Source organism: Microbacterium allomyrinae, from assembly GCF_020682705.1.
GTDB classification, from domain to species: Bacteria; Actinomycetota; Actinomycetes; order Actinomycetales; family Microbacteriaceae; genus Microbacterium; species Microbacterium allomyrinae.
Genome location: NZ_JAGTTN010000009.1, coordinates 16,207 through 32,365 on the forward strand (window position 1 = coordinate 16,207; position 16,159 = coordinate 32,365).

The following is a 16,159-nucleotide window of genomic DNA, read 5'->3' on the forward strand; positions in this document are numbered from 1 at the left end:
GCAGCGCGCTCCGGCTGCCTCGGCCCCAACGTATCGGTTCATGGCGGCCGCAGCCAACACCGAACGGATGCCGTGCAGCTGCGGTTGCCTCGCTACGGGCGACCCATGCCGTAGTACGTCCACCCGGCGTCGCGCCACGCGCCCGCGTCGAGACAGTTTCGTCCGTCGACGATGATCCGGCCGGCGGTGAGCGTGGCGGCGTGCTCGGGCGCGAGGTCGTGGCGGTACTCGTCCCACTCGGTCACGACGATGACGGCATCGGCACTGCGCAGCGCCTCATCCCGATCTTCGATGTACGTGAGCTGGGGGTGCACGCGCTGGGCATTCGGGATCGCCGCGGGATCGGTGATCGTCACGTGTGCACCGAGCCCATGCAGGCGCACCGCGACATCGAGGGCGGGCGAATCGCGGATGTCGTCGCTGTGCGGCTTGAAGGCCGCGCCGAGCACGGTGACGTTCTTCTGGAAGACGGAGCCGCCGAGCGCGTCCGAGACGATCTCGACGGCACGATCGCGGCGACGGAGGTTGATCGCGTCGATCTCGCGGAGGAAGGCGACCGATTCGCCCTTGCCGAGTTCTTCGGCACGAGCCGAGAAGGCGCGGATGTCCTTGGGCAGGCATCCCCCGCCGAATCCGATTCCCGCACCGAGAAAGCGCCGGCCGATGCGGGCGTCGTGCCCGATCGCGTCGGCGAGCTGGGTGACGTCGGCGCCGGTGACCTCGGCGATCTCGGCCATCGCGTTGATGAACGAGATCTTCGTGGCGAGGAACGCGTTGGCGGCGACCTTGACGAGCTCGGCGGTGGCGAGATCGGTGACGATGAACGGCGTGTTCTTGGCGACCGCTGGGTGGTACACCTCGCGCAGCACGTCTGCGGCGAGGACGCCCGGTTCGCCGCTCGGCACGCCGACGACCAGCCGGTCGGGATCGATCGTGTCTTTCACGGCCCATCCTTCGCGGAGGAACTCCGGGTTCCACACCAGCGTCGCGCCGGTCGCCTCGACGCGCGGGGTCAGGCCCGCCGCGGTGCCGACCGGGACGGTCGACTTGCCGGCGATGATGTCACCGGCAGACAGGTACGGCAGCAGAGCGTCGACCGCTGCGTTCACGTAGGTGAGGTCGGCGGCGTATCCGTCCTTCTGCTGCGGCGTGCCGACGCCGACGAAGTGGACCTTCGCGCCCGATGCCTCGGCCATGTCGGTCGTGAACCGCAGGCGGCCCGACGCGATGCCCTCGGTGAGGATCTCCGCGAGCCCCGGCTCGAAGAACGGCGCCTGGCCCTTGGCCAGCGAGTCGATCTTGCGCGCGTCGACGTCGATGCCGACGACATCGTGGCCGATCGATGCCATCGCCGCGGCGTGCACCGCACCCAGGTAGCCGCAACCGATCACTGACAGACGCATGAATCTCCTTTGTCGACGAACTATCCACTCTTACCAGACCGATGTTTCGGGTTCGGTCACGTGACGGTCGGAGTCTCCAGAGCACGCCGGTACCCGCGCATCGCGAGGGCCCGCCGAAGAAAGCGGGCGACACCATCCTGCAGCGTGAAGAGACGAACCGCGCCGCAAGCACGGTACACGACCACAGCAGAAGCGAGGGTCAGACCCCCCGAGTCGGCCGCGGCGATGCGGCGCTGCGCCGCCCCGAGCACTCTGCTGTATGACGGCGGGATCGTCACGATCGGAGTGAGCTGGGCCGGACGCTCGCCCCACCGCTGTTCCAGGGCGTGCACGGCGCCGCCGCGAGCTTCGCACTCGCGCAGATAGGGGCGAAGGCCACGACTGTGGTGATGTCGCGCGCGGGCCGAGTCGTCGAAGACGGCGGTCGCGCCGAGTTCGAGCAGCCGGATGCCGAGATCGAGGTCTTCGTTGTATTCCAGTCGCACCGACGGCTTGACCGCTTCCGCGCGCCGGTACAGGTCGGCCGGCAGGCTGACGTTCCCACCCCACAGCGACTTCAGAATGGTGGCGGAACCTCCGCGCCGCCACGCATCGGCCTGGATCTCGTAGTCCCGCGCGTAGAGATAGGTGGGCGCGGCATCGCGCCCGCGCTTCGCGGGCAGCGCGATCGGCATGTACCCCTGCACGACGTGGTCTTGCGCGACGGCGTGTGCCGCACGATGGCGATCCACCAGCCCCGGCTCCGGCACGACGTCGTCGTCCACCGCCAGCACGAGATCGCATCTCACTCGTTCGAGGCCGGCGATCCGCGCCCGCGCCAGCCCTCGGTTGACGGCGAGTTCGACCACTTCCACGGGGCCCGATCGTGCGATCACGTCCTCCCACCCGGGGTGCGGCCCGTCGAGGACGATGATGATCTGGTTCGCCCCCTGTCGTCGATACTCGTCCACGAGCCTGGGCAGCAGTTCGAGCCGGTGGTACGAGGGAAGGACGACCGAGAGCGTGAGTTCGCTCATGCCGGAGACGGACGGCCGGTGTCGGGAAGTCCCGTCATCAGTTCGTAGATTCGACCCGTGGTCGCCTCGACGTCCTGATCGATCGGCATGTTCGCGCCGATGAACAGCTGGCCCCGGTACATGATGCCCGCCGCGGCGAGATCATCTCGTCCGAGACTGGCCGGGAAGGGCGCCATGTCGAGGATCTCGGCACCGCAGAAGTAGCGCGGTCGCGACACCCACGGCAGGAGCGTGCTGTAGCCGATCGGGCGGCCGGGCACCGGAGGATACGGCTTGCTGTCGTCGCGCTCCTCGACCTGCCGGTGGACCGACTCGATCGTCTTCGTGAAATCGGCGTCGGCATCACCGAACACCTCCATGTCGCGCACATGGTTGCGCACGCCCCGTTCGGCGGTGCTGTGGAACGAGACGGGGAAACGCAGTCGCACGACGCGGTCCTCTCCGTCCCAGGCGCCGATGATCGCCGCCACCTGAAGGTCGCTGAGGGTGGCTCCGAGATCGCGGGCGCGGCGGCCGGCGGCGCCGGCATCCATCTTCCGATATGCGGAATGACGCGGCGGAAGCGCCTGCTCGCGGGCACGCTCCCCGCCGCGGCCATAGCGCAGCGGAAGCGTCAGCCGGGCAGCCACCCGGCGAACACGGCGCAGGAACGGCTTGGCGCGATAGGCGCTCCATGCCGCGCGCGGCGAACCGGCGCCTCGCCACCACTGCGCGATCGCGAGGATCGGGAGCTGCCAGCCGCGCGCGGGTCGGACTCCGGCGAACGGGTCGACGGGCGAGCCGGTCTCGGCGTCGGCCGAGGGCTGGCTCGTGGACGAGAAGAGACGCATGCCCGACAATCCGTCCATGCTCGCGTGATGCATCGTGATCCCGACGGTGACCGCACCGTTGGTGAGCTCGGTGATCCGCACCCGCCACAGCGGGTGACGCAGCGGCATGACCACGTCGTCGACGCCGGAGAGCTTGCGCAGATCCGCGGTCTCGAAATCGAGGACCTCGTCCCAGAAGACGAGGTGGCGATCGAGGTCGAAACGATCATCCGGCACCCACGCCGGAGGCGTGAGACCCAGGAAGGAGCGCTGTAGCCGCACGCGGAACGCCGGATGGCTGGCCATCGTGGCGTCGACGTACCGCCTGATGCGCTCGCGGTCCAGTGCGCCGTCGGAATCGCGCAGGGCATCTCCGGCGACGACGAACAGACCGGGCGTGTGCATGTTCTCGAACGAGATGTGGTTCGAGACATAGCCTTCCTCCCAGATCTGCATGAACTCCGCATGCACGCGTGAGGGACGGGTCGTTCCGCGGGTGGCGGCGGTTGCGGTCGGGGCTGCGGTCATTGCTGCTCCTTCATCGGGCGGGGCGAACCGACAGGACGGGGGACGGCTCGGCGTCGTGCCGAGCGGTGAAGACATCGAGAGCCCGGACCTCGACCGACGTACCGGTCGCCACCGCGATGTGCGCGCTCGCGCGCACATCGGGCGGCAGCGGCGCGGGCTCGATGGCGAACGTGCGGAAGTCGTCGGCGAGGCCGCGCCCGGTCGCCTTGACCGCCGCCTCCTTCGCGGTCCAGAGTGCAACCGCGTGACGTCGGCGCTCTGCGGGAGCCATCGCCGACAGGCGCGCATGCTCTGCCGGTGCGCACATGCGACGCAGCAGGGGCCCCGCCGTGAACGCCCGGTACGGCGCGACTTCGATGTCTGCGCCGATCCCCGGTCCTGCGGCCACGGCGATCAGCACGCCCCGGTCGCTGTGCGAGATGCTGAAGTCCGCATCGGGAGCGCCGATGAACCTCGGCTTGCTCCAGGCGCCGTCGCGCTCGATGCCCTGCCATCGGAACAGGTCGTAGCGGGCGACCAGCTCCTCGAGCCATTCGCGCGCGACGCGCGACGGGTCGGAGCGGGCGTCCTCTGCCCACCCGAACCGCCAGTGCACATCGCGACCGGCGAGCCGGACGGTGCCGCCGGCCTCCACGGCGCCGGCCGGCGCCGTCACGGTCACGATGCCGGGATGCGTGCGCTCAGCCCGTCGGCGAGCTCGCGCAGCGACGCGAAGTCCGCGAGGAACGTCGGGTCGATGGCGAGGCCGTAGGCGTCTTCGATGTCGCCGCACAGCGTCAGTGAGTAGATCGAGTCGAGCCCGAGCTCGGCCAGCGGCGTGTCGAGGGTGATCGCCGCCGCGTCGACCTGGTCGTAGAAGGTGATGCGGTCTACGAGCCATTGGGCGAGCGGCGACTCGGCCGTGGCGGCGGCGGACTGAGGGGTGATGGATGCTTCGGTCATGGCGTCTCCGGTGGGTGGTGTTTTCGGGATCAGCGGGCGCCGAAGCCGCTGGCGTGCAGGAACGGCACGCTGTCGGCCTCGACGAGGCTGCGTGTGGGTTTGCGACGGACCTTGCCCGTCGCCGTGCGCGGCACCGAGCCCGGCGCGACGAGTCCGACCGCGACGCTCGGCAACGAGAATCGCCGGACCAGTTCCGCACCGACCAGTGCGAGCAGCTGTTCATGGTCGTGATCATCGGGCAGCTCGCTGGTGTCGTACTCGACGATGATCCCGACGGGCGCGGGGTGATCGTCGAGTTCGAAGGCGGCGGCGATGCCCAGTGCCGGCGACAGCGCGCTCGCCGCGGCCTCGATGTCTTGCGGATAGACGTTGCGGCCCCGCAGGATGATGAGCTCTTTCAGGCGCCCGGTGATGTAGAGCTCGCCGTCGAGGACGACACCGAGGTCGCCGCTGCGCATGTAGGACCGGTCATCTCCCGGCAGCCGGTGACCGAAGGTCTCGGCGGTCGCGTCGGGGCGGCGGAAGTAGCCGGGCGAGACCATGGGCGAAGAGATCCAGATCTCGCCCACCGTGCCGTCCGCGACGGGTTCCCCTGCTTCGGCGTCGACGATGCGGATCGTCGTGCTCGACGGCGGCCTGCCGTTGGAGATCACCCGGGTGGCGGAGTCGTCGTCGCTGGGCACGAGCTGGCCCTGTTCGAGACGGTCCGCGTCGACGCGACGAACGACGAACCCGGTGCCGATCGGCTTGCACGAGACCAGCATGGCCTCGGTCATGCCGAGGGCGGGGGCGATCGTGGTGGGGTCCAGGCCCGCCGGCGCGAATCGCTCGATGAACGCGGCGACCGTCTCCGGCCGCACCGGCTCGCTCCCCGAGATGAGCGTCGTGAGGCTCGAGAGGTCGAGTTCGGCGACCCGCTCGTCGGTGGCGAACTGCACGCACAGCGCGTACGCGAAGTTTCCCGCGACGCTGACCGTGCCGCGGTAGAGGCTGATGAGCTGCAGCCACGAGAGGGGACGCCGCTGGAACAGCTCGGTCGTCGTGATCACGGTGCGCGCGCCACTCGCGACCGGCACGATGACCTGCAGCAGCAGCCCCATGGCGTGGTGCAGAGGCGCCCATCCGACGACGGTCGACTCGGGACCGATCCCGAACAGCTCGTCGCAGCCCTCCACCGTCGCCAGCAGCCCGGAGTGCGTGCCGATGACCCCCTTCGGGTCGCCCGTGGACCCCGACGTGAAGAACAGTACAGCGGTGGTTTCGCCGTCGATCTGCGGTGCCGACCAGGCGCCGGCCGACCCGCTCGCGAGGAGGTCTTCGAGCAGCACCACCGGCGCGGGCAGCTCGGTTCCGGACTCGTCGAGGACGGCGCGCATGGCCGCATCGGTGATGATGACCGTGGCATCCGATCCGCGGGAGATTCCTGCGACGCGCGACGCGAGAGCAGAGGCGTCTCCGTACCCGCCGGTGGGCGCGGGGACGAAGGTGAGTCCCGCGAACAGGATGCCGAAGAGCGCGTCGGCCCACGCGAGGCCGGGACTGAGCGCGACGACCGCGCGGTCACCGACCGCGTAGCCTCCGGCGCTCAGCGCATCGGCGATCGTGCGGGCGTGCCGATCCAGCTCCGCGTAGCCGCGGAACTGGCTCTCGGGAACGGTCAGGTGGTATGTGACCCCGCGATCGTCGCCGTGGACAGCCGCGGTGCGCTGCAGTGCTTCGATCAGGGTAAGGGGTGAGGACAAAGCGGAGAACCCCCAAGGTTCGATGTCGTGTGCGGATGAGTCCGCGGATCGGAGTCAGACGGAGAGTGTCGCGGATCGATATCCGGACGAGTGGAGGGTGACGATCGCCCCCTGCTCGAGCTGCGCGCGCGTCGGTCCGCGGCGGACCTTGCCGGTGGCCGTGCGGGGGAGCGATCCCTGAGCGACGAGGGCGACGGCGATCGACGGCAGCGAGATTCGCGTGACGAGCTCGGCGCGGATCCGATCGGCCAGTGCGTCGACGTCCTCGCCGCTCTCGCCGAGCGCCTCCTCGTCGATCTCGAGAACGACCCCCACCGCCGACGGGTGATTCGCCAGCTCGAATGCGGCGCCGATGCCGACTGCGGGGGAGAGCGGCCGCGCGGCCGCCTCGATGTCCTGCGGGTAGAGGTTGCGCCCGCGGACGATGATCATCTCTTTGAGACGACCGGTGACGTAGAGCTGACCGTCGAGGACGGCGGCGAGGTCGCCGGTGCGCATGAACGAGCCGGCGATGGCGGGCAGGGTGTGCCCGAAGGTCTCGGCGGTCGCGTCGGGGCGGCGGAAGTACCCGGGCGAGACCATGGGCGACGACACCCAGATCTCACCGACCGTGCCGTCCGGGACGGGCTCGAAGGTGTCTGGATCCACGATCACCACGGTCGTGTCGTCGCTCGGGCGTCCGCACGAGACCCACTCCACGCTCCCGTCGCCGGTGGAAGGCTCGAGGCTGCCCGTCTCGAGGGCCGCGGCGTCGAAGCGCCGGATCACCAGGTCATCTTCGGGGAACTTGCCCGAGATGAGGTTCGCCTCGGTCATCCCCATGACGGGGGCGATCACGCTCTCCGTGATGCCCGTCGACGCGAAGCGCTCGAGGAACGCGTTCAGCGTCTCGGGGCGCACCGGCTCGCTGCCCGAGAACATCGCGGTGAGACTCGACAGATCGAGCTCGGCGATCTGCTCGTCCGTGGCCAGCTGCGTGCACAGCGCGAAGGCGAAGTTTCCGGCCGCGGTCATCGTGCCGCGGTGCTTGCTGATGAGCTGGAGCCAGAAGACGGGGCGGCGCTGGAACTGCTCGGTCGAGGTCACCACGGCTTTCGCGCCGTTGACGGCCGGGATGATGACTTGCAGCAGCAGCCCCATGATGTGATGCATCGGCGACCACCCGACGAGCACCGCACTCGGGTTGCTGCCGAAGAGCACGCCCGAGGCGTTCGCGGTGCCGATCACCGTGCCGTGCGTCGCGATGACGCCCTTCGGGTCGCCGGTGGATCCCGATGTGAAGAGAAGATACGCGATCGAGTCCACGTCGATCGCGGGAGGGCTCCACGCCTCGGCGTCGCCCTCGGCCAGCAGATCCTCGAGCAGGACGACGGGGATGTCGAGGCCCGGCAGCCCGCCGCCGAGCCGCTCGAGCACACCGGCATCGGTGATGAACAGGGAGGCCTCCGCCGAGCGCGCGATCGCCGCCACACGGTCGCCGAGCTGCGGGCCGGTGCCGTACCCCGCCACCGGTGCCGGGACGAACGCGAGCCCCGCGTACAGCGTGCCGAAGGCGGCATCCGCCCAGTCCAGCCCCGCCGTCAGGCCGATCGCGGCGAAGTCGCCGGGGCCGAAGCCGCGTCGGACAAGGGCGTCTGCGATCGCGCGAGCGCGAAGGTCGAGGTCGGCGTAGCCGCGATAGCGCGACTCGTCGGGCGAGTCGTAGTAGGTGATTCCATTCTCATCGCCGAGGGTCGCCGCGCTGTTGCGGAGCCCATCGACGAGCGTGGTGCGGTCAGCGAACATCTTTATTCCTCTGATCGGGTCGCGGTGGCGACAGTGCGGATCGGAGCTCCCATCGGCTCCGAAGCGGTGGGGCCGGATGCCTGATCCGACGGGAAGAGGGCGGCGCGCGCGCGGGGGTAGCCGTCGCGCCAGTCGCGGCGGCGTCGCCACACGGTCGCCCAGGTGGCGCTGCGCGAGCGCAGCAGCGCGCCCGCCTGCAGGAGCGCGATTCCGAGGCGGCGCCGCATCGGCGACCACGAGGTGTGCAGGACGGTGGCTTTGCCGGCCATCACCATGCTCATCTTCAGCCCGCTCGACGACGTGGAGCCGCCGACGGCATGGACGATGGTCGCATCGGGCACGATCACCGGGCGCAGACCCATCTCGCGGGCGCGGCGGGAGAAGTCGGCGTCTTCTCCGTAGAGGAAGAAGCGCTCATCCATGCCGCCGAGCGCTTCCCACGACTCCCGCGCGGTCAGCAGCAGGCAGCCGGTGATGATCGGCACCTCCCGCACGGTGTCGCGCTGCCATCGGCCGAGCGACTCCGGGTCGAAGACGGCGGAGCTCTTGAAGAGGGTGGACAGACCGGTCGCGAAGGCGAACAGCGACCACAGCGTCATCTCACCCCAGCACGAGCTCGGGTCGGTCGTCCCGTCGGGACGCAGCGTCCGCCCGCCGTAGAGGCCGAACTCGGGACGCGCCCTCGCGAAGCCGACGATCGCGTCGATCGCGCCCGGCAGCGCCTCGGTATCGGGGTTGAGCAGCACGATCGCGGATGCCGTGGTGTTGCGCACTCCGAGATTGACTCCCGCTGCGAAGCCGATGTTGCCGCCTGCCTCCACGACCGTCACATCGTCGAACGCGGCACGCAGCGCATCCGCGCTTCCATCGTGCGAGCCGTTGTCGACGACGACGATCTCGAGCGGGATCCGCGTGTTCTCCCGCACGCGGCGCACCGCCGTCACCGTCTCATCCCGCGTGTTGTAGTTCACGATCACGATCGCGACGGAGGGGAGGGCGTTCATGCGGCCGCCTCTGCAGCGCCCTCGCGCCAGCCGATGACCTTCGCGGGGACGCCGCCGACGATCGCATGCGAGGGGACGTCGCGGGTGACGACGGCGCCGGCCGCGATGATGGCCCCGTCGCCGATCGTCACACCGGCGAGAACCACCGTGTTGGCGCCCAGCCACACATCGCTGCCGATCTGAATGTCCTGCTCGACCTTGGGCTGGTCCATGATGAACTCGCCCGCCGCCGTCCCGTAGTTCGATGCCGTGATCGTCACGTTCGGCGCGAGCAGGCACTTCTCGCCGAAGACGATCCGCCCCGTCGAATTGCCGGCCCAGATGATGCTGCGCTCGCCGATGTGCGTCCCGTCGCCGATCGTGATGCGCTCGGCGTTGCGGAACGACACGTTCGGCGCGAAGGTCACATTCGCTCCGCGGTCGAGCTTGCCGACCTGCTGGACGTGGGAGTACGAGGCGAAGTGGAGAAGTCGGAACACCTGCGCGTACGTGCGCGGGTCGAGAAGGGAGCGTGCGACGCCGCCGATCTTGCTCATGCCGTACCCCGTTCCGTCACGGTGTCGGGGGCGGAGGATGCGAGATCGACCGCGGCGGGCGGGTTCTGGTCCCGGAACACCAGACCGTCGACGCTCAGGTGCCCGGCGCGGCGGTAGCCGTCCTGGAACCCGCGGAGATAGGCCCACTGGCCGTGGCGCGCACGGGAATCGCCCAGCCGGCGAGCCAGTCGCACCGCCGCGCGGCGCAGCGCCAGCCGCGTGAGCGCCCTGCCCTCTCCGCCGGTGGCGGCGACCCATTTGCGCGCCATGGCGCCGATCCCGCGGCCGTAGGCCGAGTTGAGGCGGATGTAGTCGTCGTCCGAGCGAGTGAACAGGTGGCGGACGACCGCGTCGGGCGCCTGGACGACCGTGGAGCCGGAGTGCAGGACACGGCAGAACGCGTCCAGATCCTCGGCACCGCCGAAGTCCCGTCCGGCGCCGAGCACGGGGTCGAATCCCCCGAGCTGCCGGAGCAGCGCGGTGCGGAAGGCCATGAGCGCGCCGTGCCCGGCGGCGAGCCCGTCCCGGGTATCGGAGAGGACACGCGCGGGCGGCGGTTCGGCGTCGGAGGTGTCGCTGTGGTCGCGCAGCCGACCGGTGACCGCGCCGACGGTGGACGCCGCGAACGGTGCCGTGAGCCGCTCGATCGCGTCGGGCTGCAACTCGCAGTCGTCGTCGGTGAACACGACGATCTCGCGCGTGGTCGCGGCGACGCCGGCGTTGCGGGCGATGGAGAGGCCGGGGATGTCGGAGCGCACGTAGCGGATGCCGTCACGATCGGCGACGCGTCGGGTGGCATCGGTGACCGATCCGGAGTCCACGACGATCACCTCCACCGTCTCGGGCAGGACGCGCTGCAGAGCATCGAGCGCGCCGGCGAGGAACTCCGGGCGGTCGCGCGTGCAGAGCACGAGCGCGACGCGGTCGCCGGCAGGCGCTGCAGAGCGGCCGTCTTCCCCCAGTGACGTCCTCACGTCGCTCATCCCCTTCTGCGCGCGTGCGCGCATTCCCCAAAATGCGACCCTCGGACGTCCTCCCCACGACGGCGCCCGAACAGCTCAGGTTACACACTCGCGTGTCGGCCGGTCGATGTGCAAGCCGAGCGGGGACGATGACGAGACTCGTTCCATTCCGTTTACACATTCGCAACACCCGCGTGTCACGGTAGGGTCTTGAGATTGGCATCACCTCCGCATCGCTGCGAGGACGAAACTTCGCCCCGGGGCAGCTATGCGGGTGGAGGTCGTCCTCGATGGGAAGGCGGGGCGGTCACCTGGGGAAATGGGGAAAACCATGGATCAGCCTGTCTATCTGACGCGTCTGCTTCGGCAGAAGGTCCTGCTCATCATCGGTCTGATCGTGTCGATCGCGGCGGGGCTTCTCGCCGGATTCACGATCCAGAACGGTGAAGTGATTCCACGTGCGGACCGCGTCTACACCGCGTCGTCCACCGTCCTGCTCAGCTCGCCGCAGCCCGACTACTTCCAGGTCGAGATCCCGAGCGTCACGCAGGCTCTGCCCCAGACGGCCGAGGGGGAGCAGTCCCAGGAGCTGATCGTCACCGAGTCGGTTCCGATCGATCTTGCAGCCAACGCCGTCATCCTGGCGTATCTGGCCTCGTCCGACGCGATCGAGCAGGTCGTCGCGGACGAGATGGGCGGTCTCAGCGATGACGAGGGCATCACCGCCGTCAGTCGCACCACTCAACCGACCGGTGACGAGACCTTCCCCGGTCGCCTCACTCTGCCTCTGCTCAGCGTCGGCGCCACCGCGCTGTCGCCGGCCCGCGCCGAAGCTCTCGCGGCCGCCGCGACCGATGCCTTCGCCGCCATGGTCGTCGAGCAGCAGGATGCCGCCGGGGTCGCCGAAGACATCCGCCTGACCACGGACGTTCTCAACGAGCCCGTCGCCGACGAGGGAGAGGGAAGCAACCCCGCGATCCCCGTCGTGGTCGTCGCCGTGGGCGTCTTCCTCCTCTTCATCGGCGCCGCCCTCATCATCGAGTCGATCCGTGACCGTCGCCGCGGCCGCCGCGGAGACGAGAGCGCCGAAGCCGACGCCGCCGACGACGATCGGCCCGAGCCCGAGGATCACGCGACGGTGGACTCCGAGTTCGAGGAGCTGGTCGGGGCATCGTCCGCAGACACCTCGCCGGCGACGCGTCGGCGTCATGCGCGGGCGCATCGTCCCGGCGACGCGGATGCCGATCAGGACGTCCCCGTCGGCGCAGGCGACCCGACCCGCGGCTGACCTGCGATGTCCGACGACCGCCGCGCGGTCGGCGCCGGTGCCGTCGAGGCTCCTGTGCGCGACCACGATCCCGCTCCGTCGGGAAAGCTCGACGCAACCACTGCGCCGCGCGCTCGATGGGTGACCGATCTCGCCATCGCCCTCGGCCTGTCGGCGATCGTCATCGCCGGGGTCCTCTTCCTCGATCCGCTGATCGCCGGCGCGGTCCTGCTGGTCGCTGCCGCGACATGGGTGTTCCGCGGCGTCATCTTCCGGTGGACCACCGCGCTCTTCCTCCTCGCCGCGATCGTGCTGTTCATCCCGATACGCCGCTACGCCCTGCCGATCGACATCGGGTTCGCTCTCGAGCCGTACCGGGTCGTGATCGCGGTACTGCTCGTGGCGGTCGCGATCGGCCTCTACACCAAGCGCCTCACCTGGAAGCCGATCGTCTGGGGATGGCCGATCGCGATCTTCCTGTGGACGATGCTCGCCTCGGTGATGTACAACGCCGTCGAGGCGACCGAGTCCGGATTCGTCATGGGCGCGTTCTCGAATCTGTTCCAGCTCGCGTTCCTGCTGTCGGTGGTCGTGATCGTGCGCCAGCTGATCGGCTCGGAACGGCAGGTGATGTGGCTGCTGATCTTCCTCGTCGCCGCGGGCGCCGTCGTCGGGCTCTTCGCGTTCTTCGAGCGCATCAGCGGGTTCAACATCTTCCTTCAGCTGCAGAACTTCCTGCCCTTGGAGCTTCTGCGAGACGACGCCGAATCGGTGCGTGCCGGCGGCAATCGCTCCTACGCGTCGTCGCAGCATCCGATCGCGCTCTCCGTGCTCTTCTGCATGCTGGTGCCGATCGGGCTCTACCTGATGCGATTCGGCCCCTGGCCGCACAAGCCCTTCAACCGCAAACTCGCCTACACGATCGCGATCGGCGCGATGATGCTCGGGCTGCTGAGCGCCGTCTCGCGCACCGGAATCGTCGTCCTGGGCGCGATGTTCCTCTACGCACTGGTGCTGCGGCCGAAACTCGCCGGCATCCTCTTCCTCATCGGGCTGCCGTTCGTGGTGTTGATGGGACTCGTCCTGCCCAAGCTCTTCGAGTCCACCGTGCTGTCGCTGCTCAACACCGACGCCCTCATCGCATCGCAGTTCTCGAGCGTCGGCATGGCCGGTCAGGGACGCCTGGCCGACATCGAGCCCGCCATGCAGGAGCTCGTGCAGCAGCCGTGGTTCGGCAGCGGCCTCGGCAGTCGCGTCGTCGTCGGTGACGAGGCGAACGCCCAGATCCTCGACAACCAGTGGCTCGGAACGGCGATGGAAACCGGCGTCGTCGGGGTGATCGGGCTGATCGCCCTGCTGGTTTACCCCGTGATCCGGATGGTCCACTTCTCGTTCACGTCGACCGCCCCGCAGAGTCGCGTCTTCCTCACCTTCGCCATCGGCGCCTCCGCGCTCGGCTACGCGGTCGCCGCCTACTTCTACGACGCCTTCTCGTTCATGCAGACGTTGCTGATGCTGAGCATCCTGCTCGGCATCGCCGCGTGGGCGATGACGGATGGTCGAGAGACCTGGCCGAGAACGAAAGTCGGCGAGGCCGAGGCGAGCTCTCTCGACCGAGCGCGGGCCGCGGCATGACGGCGCCCAGCGTGGTGGTACCCGCGCATGACGAGGAGTCGGTCATCGGCAGGCTGCTCGAGGGCCTGCTCGACGGATCGCTGGACGACGTCGTCGTGGTGGCCAACGGATGCCGGGACCGCACGGCCGACATCGCCCGCGACGCCGGCAGCTCGGTGACCGTGGTCGAGCTCGCGGAGGGGTCCAAGATCGCCGCCCTGAACGCGGGCGACGACGCGGCCCGGGCGTTCCCGATCGCCTTCGTCGACGCGGACGTCATCGTCTCGGGCCGCACGCTGGCGGCCCTCGCCGAGCGCCTCGACGACAGCGGGTCGCTGGTCGCCTCGCCGCGACTGGAGGTGGCTCCCTCGGGTTCGTGGTGGGTGCGCCAGTACTACCGGATCTGGGCGCTCACCGACTACCGCTCCACCGGTCATGTCGGGTCGGGGATCTACATGATCAGCGCACGCGGTCGTGACAGATTCGATCGATTCCCCGACGTGATCGCGGACGACCTGTTCATCCAGCGACTGTTCGCGCCGGACGAGCGACTCACACCCGAGGACCTCGTCTTCCGTGTCGAGGCGCCCGGCACGCTGCGGTCGCTGCTGCACCGCAACACCCGGATCGCGGCGGGCAATCGTGAGCTCGCGGAGCGCTTTCCGGATCTCGCTGCACCGGCCGGCGGCGCAGGCGCGCGGTCGATCGCGCGACGCGTATGGCGCAGGCCGAGCCTGTGGGTGGCGTTCGCCACGTACGCGGTGATGTACCTCAGCGCCCACCGCCGGGCCGCCGCTCTCCTGCGCGGGCGCGAGCAGATCGCGTGGAACCGCGATGAGACCACTCGAGAGCGCACCGCATGAGCGCGCATCAGAACCTCGGCCACCGCGCGTCGCGCGGCATCATGGTCACGATGGGCGGCATGTGGGGGCGCGCCCTGCTCCAGATGCTCTCCACGATGGTGCTCGCGCGCCTGCTGACCGACGCCGATTTCGGCCTGATGGCGATGGTCGGCGCGATCATGGGCGTCGCCGAGCTCGTCCGCGACTTCGGCATGACCGGCGCGATCATCCAGGCGCAGAACCTCAGCGAGCGGGTGTGGAAGAGCCTGCTGTGGATCTCGGCCTTGATCGGCATGCTGCTCTCGGTCGCCGTCGCGCTGTCCGCGCCTCTCGTCGCCGCCCTCTACAACGAGCCGAAACTCGTCGGGATCACGCTCGTCATGGCACCGGGCGTGTTCCTGAGCGGTCTGGCGGCGCCGCTGCAGGCGATGGCCACGAAGCAGCTGCGCTTCAGCATGCTCGCCACGCTCGACATCGTGACCATGGCCGCCGGGGTGGCCGCCGGCGTCATCACTGCAATCCTCGGCTGGGGATTCTGGTCGCTCGTCGCCATGGCCGGTGCGAACTTCCTGGTCCGGCTCGTCGTGCTCTGGGTGCTGGTACGGCCGAAATGGGGTCCCCCGCGCATCGTCCGCGAGGCCTGGACCCTGCTCGGAACAGGCGGAAGCATCTTCGGTGCGGAGCTTCTCGGCTACGCCGAGAAGAACCTCGACAACGTGATCATCGGCGCCCAGCTCGGTCCGGCGGCTCTCGGACAGTACTCGCGCGCCTATGCGCTGTTCCTGTTGCCCCTGCAGCAGATGAACGGCCCGCTTGGGCGAGTCGCGCTGCCCGTGCTGAGCTCGCTCCGAGACGACGGCGCCCGTTACCGGCGGTACATCCGCAGCGCAGCCCTGGCGATCGGGTACCTCACGCTTCCCACGTACGCCATCGCCGCCGGAGTCGCGGAGCCACTCGTCCTGGTGCTGCTCGGACCAGGGTGGGACACCGCGGCGCTGCTGTTCAGCCTGCTGGCCATCGCTGGTTTCGCGCAGGCGATCGGCCGGCTCCGGACGTGGCTGTACATCTCACTCGGCCACTCGCACCGCCAGTTCGTGTACGACCTCGTGGCGCGTCCGATCGTGATCGCGGGCTACTTCTTCGGCCTCTGGTGGGGCGGTCTTCCCGGGCTCGTCATCACCTACGGGGTGCTGAGCCTGGTGCTGCTCATCCCCGGCTTCGCGTTCGCGATGCGCGGCACGTTCGTGCGGCCGGGCGACGTGTTCGCCCCGATCGTGCGGCCGTTCTTCATGGCGCTGTTCGCCTTCGGAGGGGCGTACGTGGCATCCCACCTGCTCGCCGGCACATTCGCGCTCGTGCAGGTGCTCGCGGGCGGCATCGCCGCGCTCGTGGTCGTCTCTCCGCTGTTCTTGATTCCCGGGTACCGGCGAGACATCGAGCAGATGATCGACTTCGTGAAGAAGGTGCGCAAGCCCAAGCGCGCGCCCACCGCAGATGCCGGCGAAGCGGATGCTGACGAGCTCGCTCCGGCGACCCCCGCCGAGATCGCCGCGGAACTCGCGACGCTCGAGACGTTCTCCGAGACCGTCACAGACGAGCAGCGTCTCGATGAGGACGAATTGGTGCGGACCGAGGAGCTCACCCGAAGGAAACTGCGCGACCAGCGCAACGGGGTGCGGCAGAATGCTGGACCGGGAACGGACGCCTGA

The 16,159-nt window shown here is 69.3% G+C and carries 14 protein-coding genes; 4 read left to right on the top strand and 10 right to left on the bottom strand.

All coding sequences use genetic code 11. The features are described from left to right. Nucleotides 1-92 precede the first annotated feature (92 nt). Genes KEC57_RS17670 through KEC57_RS17715 form a run of 10 tightly spaced genes read right to left on the bottom strand, consistent with a single transcriptional unit; the run spans nucleotide 93 to nucleotide 10,748 of the window. Entirely contained in the window at nucleotides 93-1,403 is a 1,311-nt protein-coding gene (locus tag KEC57_RS17670; protein ID WP_229386020.1) for a UDP-glucose dehydrogenase family protein, read from the bottom strand. 56 nt (nucleotides 1,404-1,459) lie between these two features. Continuing rightward, on the bottom strand, nucleotides 1,460-2,419 hold the full coding sequence (locus KEC57_RS17675) for a glycosyltransferase family 2 protein (RefSeq protein ID WP_229386021.1): 960 nt from the start codon (nucleotides 2,417-2,419) through the stop codon (nucleotides 1,460-1,462). Then, nucleotides 2,416-3,756, bottom strand: coding sequence for a wax ester/triacylglycerol synthase domain-containing protein (locus KEC57_RS17680; protein ID WP_229386022.1), 1,341 nt, complete (start codon nucleotides 3,754-3,756; stop codon nucleotides 2,416-2,418). Before KEC57_RS17680 ends, KEC57_RS17675 begins: the two co-directional genes overlap by 4 nt. Nucleotides 3,757-3,766: 10 nt before the next feature. After that, nucleotides 3,767-4,417: a 4'-phosphopantetheinyl transferase family protein gene (locus tag KEC57_RS17685; RefSeq protein ID WP_229386023.1), complete on the bottom strand. Its 651-nt coding sequence runs from the start codon at nucleotides 4,415-4,417 to the stop codon at nucleotides 3,767-3,769. Next, nucleotides 4,414-4,698, bottom strand: a complete 285-nt coding sequence (locus KEC57_RS17690; RefSeq protein WP_229386024.1) for an acyl carrier protein — start codon at nucleotides 4,696-4,698, stop codon at nucleotides 4,414-4,416. The genes KEC57_RS17685 and KEC57_RS17690 overlap by 4 nt, the downstream gene beginning before the upstream one ends. A gap of 29 nt (nucleotides 4,699-4,727) precedes the next feature. Beyond that, the gene (locus tag KEC57_RS17695) at nucleotides 4,728-6,440 is read right to left on the bottom strand and encodes a fatty acyl-AMP ligase (protein ID WP_229386025.1); all 1,713 of its coding nucleotides are present in this window, start codon (nucleotides 6,438-6,440) and stop codon (nucleotides 4,728-4,730) included. A gap of 54 nt (nucleotides 6,441-6,494) precedes the next feature. Further along, nucleotides 6,495-8,225 (bottom strand): fatty acyl-AMP ligase, encoded by a 1,731-nt coding sequence (locus tag KEC57_RS17700; RefSeq protein ID WP_229386026.1) that lies wholly within the window; start codon nucleotides 8,223-8,225, stop codon nucleotides 6,495-6,497. 2 nt (nucleotides 8,226-8,227) lie between these two features. Beyond that, nucleotides 8,228-9,229, bottom strand: coding sequence for a glycosyltransferase family 2 protein (locus KEC57_RS17705; RefSeq protein ID WP_229386027.1), 1,002 nt, complete (start codon nucleotides 9,227-9,229; stop codon nucleotides 8,228-8,230). Continuing rightward, nucleotides 9,226-9,765, bottom strand: coding sequence for an acyltransferase (locus KEC57_RS17710; RefSeq protein ID WP_229386028.1), 540 nt, complete (start codon nucleotides 9,763-9,765; stop codon nucleotides 9,226-9,228). The genes KEC57_RS17705 and KEC57_RS17710 overlap by 4 nt, the downstream gene beginning before the upstream one ends. After that, entirely contained in the window at nucleotides 9,762-10,748 is a 987-nt protein-coding gene (locus KEC57_RS17715) for a glycosyltransferase family 2 protein (protein WP_229386029.1), read from the bottom strand. The genes KEC57_RS17710 and KEC57_RS17715 overlap by 4 nt, the downstream gene beginning before the upstream one ends. A gap of 310 nt (nucleotides 10,749-11,058) precedes the next feature. On the opposite strand from KEC57_RS17715, the gene KEC57_RS17720 reads away from it, so the two are divergent. The 4 genes from KEC57_RS17720 to KEC57_RS17735 are packed head-to-tail and all read left to right on the top strand — an operon-like array spanning nucleotide 11,059 to nucleotide 16,159. Next, complete coding sequence (locus tag KEC57_RS17720) at nucleotides 11,059-12,015, top strand: hypothetical protein (protein ID WP_229386030.1); 957 nt, start codon at nucleotides 11,059-11,061, stop codon at nucleotides 12,013-12,015. Between the two features lie 6 nt (nucleotides 12,016-12,021). Further along, nucleotides 12,022-13,629, top strand: a complete 1,608-nt coding sequence (locus KEC57_RS17725) for an O-antigen ligase family protein (RefSeq protein WP_229386031.1) — start codon at nucleotides 12,022-12,024, stop codon at nucleotides 13,627-13,629. A gap of 11 nt (nucleotides 13,630-13,640) precedes the next feature. Beyond that, the gene (locus KEC57_RS17730; protein ID WP_229386032.1) at nucleotides 13,641-14,471 is read left to right on the top strand and encodes a glycosyltransferase family 2 protein; all 831 of its coding nucleotides are present in this window, start codon (nucleotides 13,641-13,643) and stop codon (nucleotides 14,469-14,471) included. Further along, nucleotides 14,468-16,159, top strand: a complete 1,692-nt coding sequence (locus tag KEC57_RS17735) for a lipopolysaccharide biosynthesis protein (RefSeq protein WP_229386033.1) — start codon at nucleotides 14,468-14,470, stop codon at nucleotides 16,157-16,159. The genes KEC57_RS17730 and KEC57_RS17735 overlap by 4 nt, the downstream gene beginning before the upstream one ends.

Coding starts and splice junctions, on each gene's coding strand:
- KEC57_RS17700 (WP_229386026.1), bottom strand. CDS start 8,225: ATGTTCGCTGACCGCACCACGCTCGTCGATGGGCTCCGCAACAGCGCG.
- KEC57_RS17735 (WP_229386033.1), top strand. CDS start 14,468: ATGAGCGCGCATCAGAACCTCGGCCACCGCGCGTCGCGCGGCATCATG.
- KEC57_RS17715 (WP_229386029.1), bottom strand. CDS start 10,748: ATGAGCGACGTGAGGACGTCACTGGGGGAAGACGGCCGCTCTGCAGCG.
- KEC57_RS17670 (WP_229386020.1), bottom strand. CDS start 1,403: ATGCGTCTGTCAGTGATCGGTTGCGGCTACCTGGGTGCGGTGCACGCC.
- KEC57_RS17680 (WP_229386022.1), bottom strand. CDS start 3,756: ATGACCGCAGCCCCGACCGCAACCGCCGCCACCCGCGGAACGACCCGT.
- KEC57_RS17675 (WP_229386021.1), bottom strand. CDS start 2,419: ATGAGCGAACTCACGCTCTCGGTCGTCCTTCCCTCGTACCACCGGCTC.
- KEC57_RS17690 (WP_229386024.1), bottom strand. CDS start 4,698: ATGACCGAAGCATCCATCACCCCTCAGTCCGCCGCCGCCACGGCCGAG.
- KEC57_RS17725 (WP_229386031.1), top strand. CDS start 12,022: ATGTCCGACGACCGCCGCGCGGTCGGCGCCGGTGCCGTCGAGGCTCCT.
- KEC57_RS17720 (WP_229386030.1), top strand. CDS start 11,059: ATGGATCAGCCTGTCTATCTGACGCGTCTGCTTCGGCAGAAGGTCCTG.
- KEC57_RS17710 (WP_229386028.1), bottom strand. CDS start 9,765: ATGAGCAAGATCGGCGGCGTCGCACGCTCCCTTCTCGACCCGCGCACG.
- KEC57_RS17705 (WP_229386027.1), bottom strand. CDS start 9,229: ATGAACGCCCTCCCCTCCGTCGCGATCGTGATCGTGAACTACAACACG.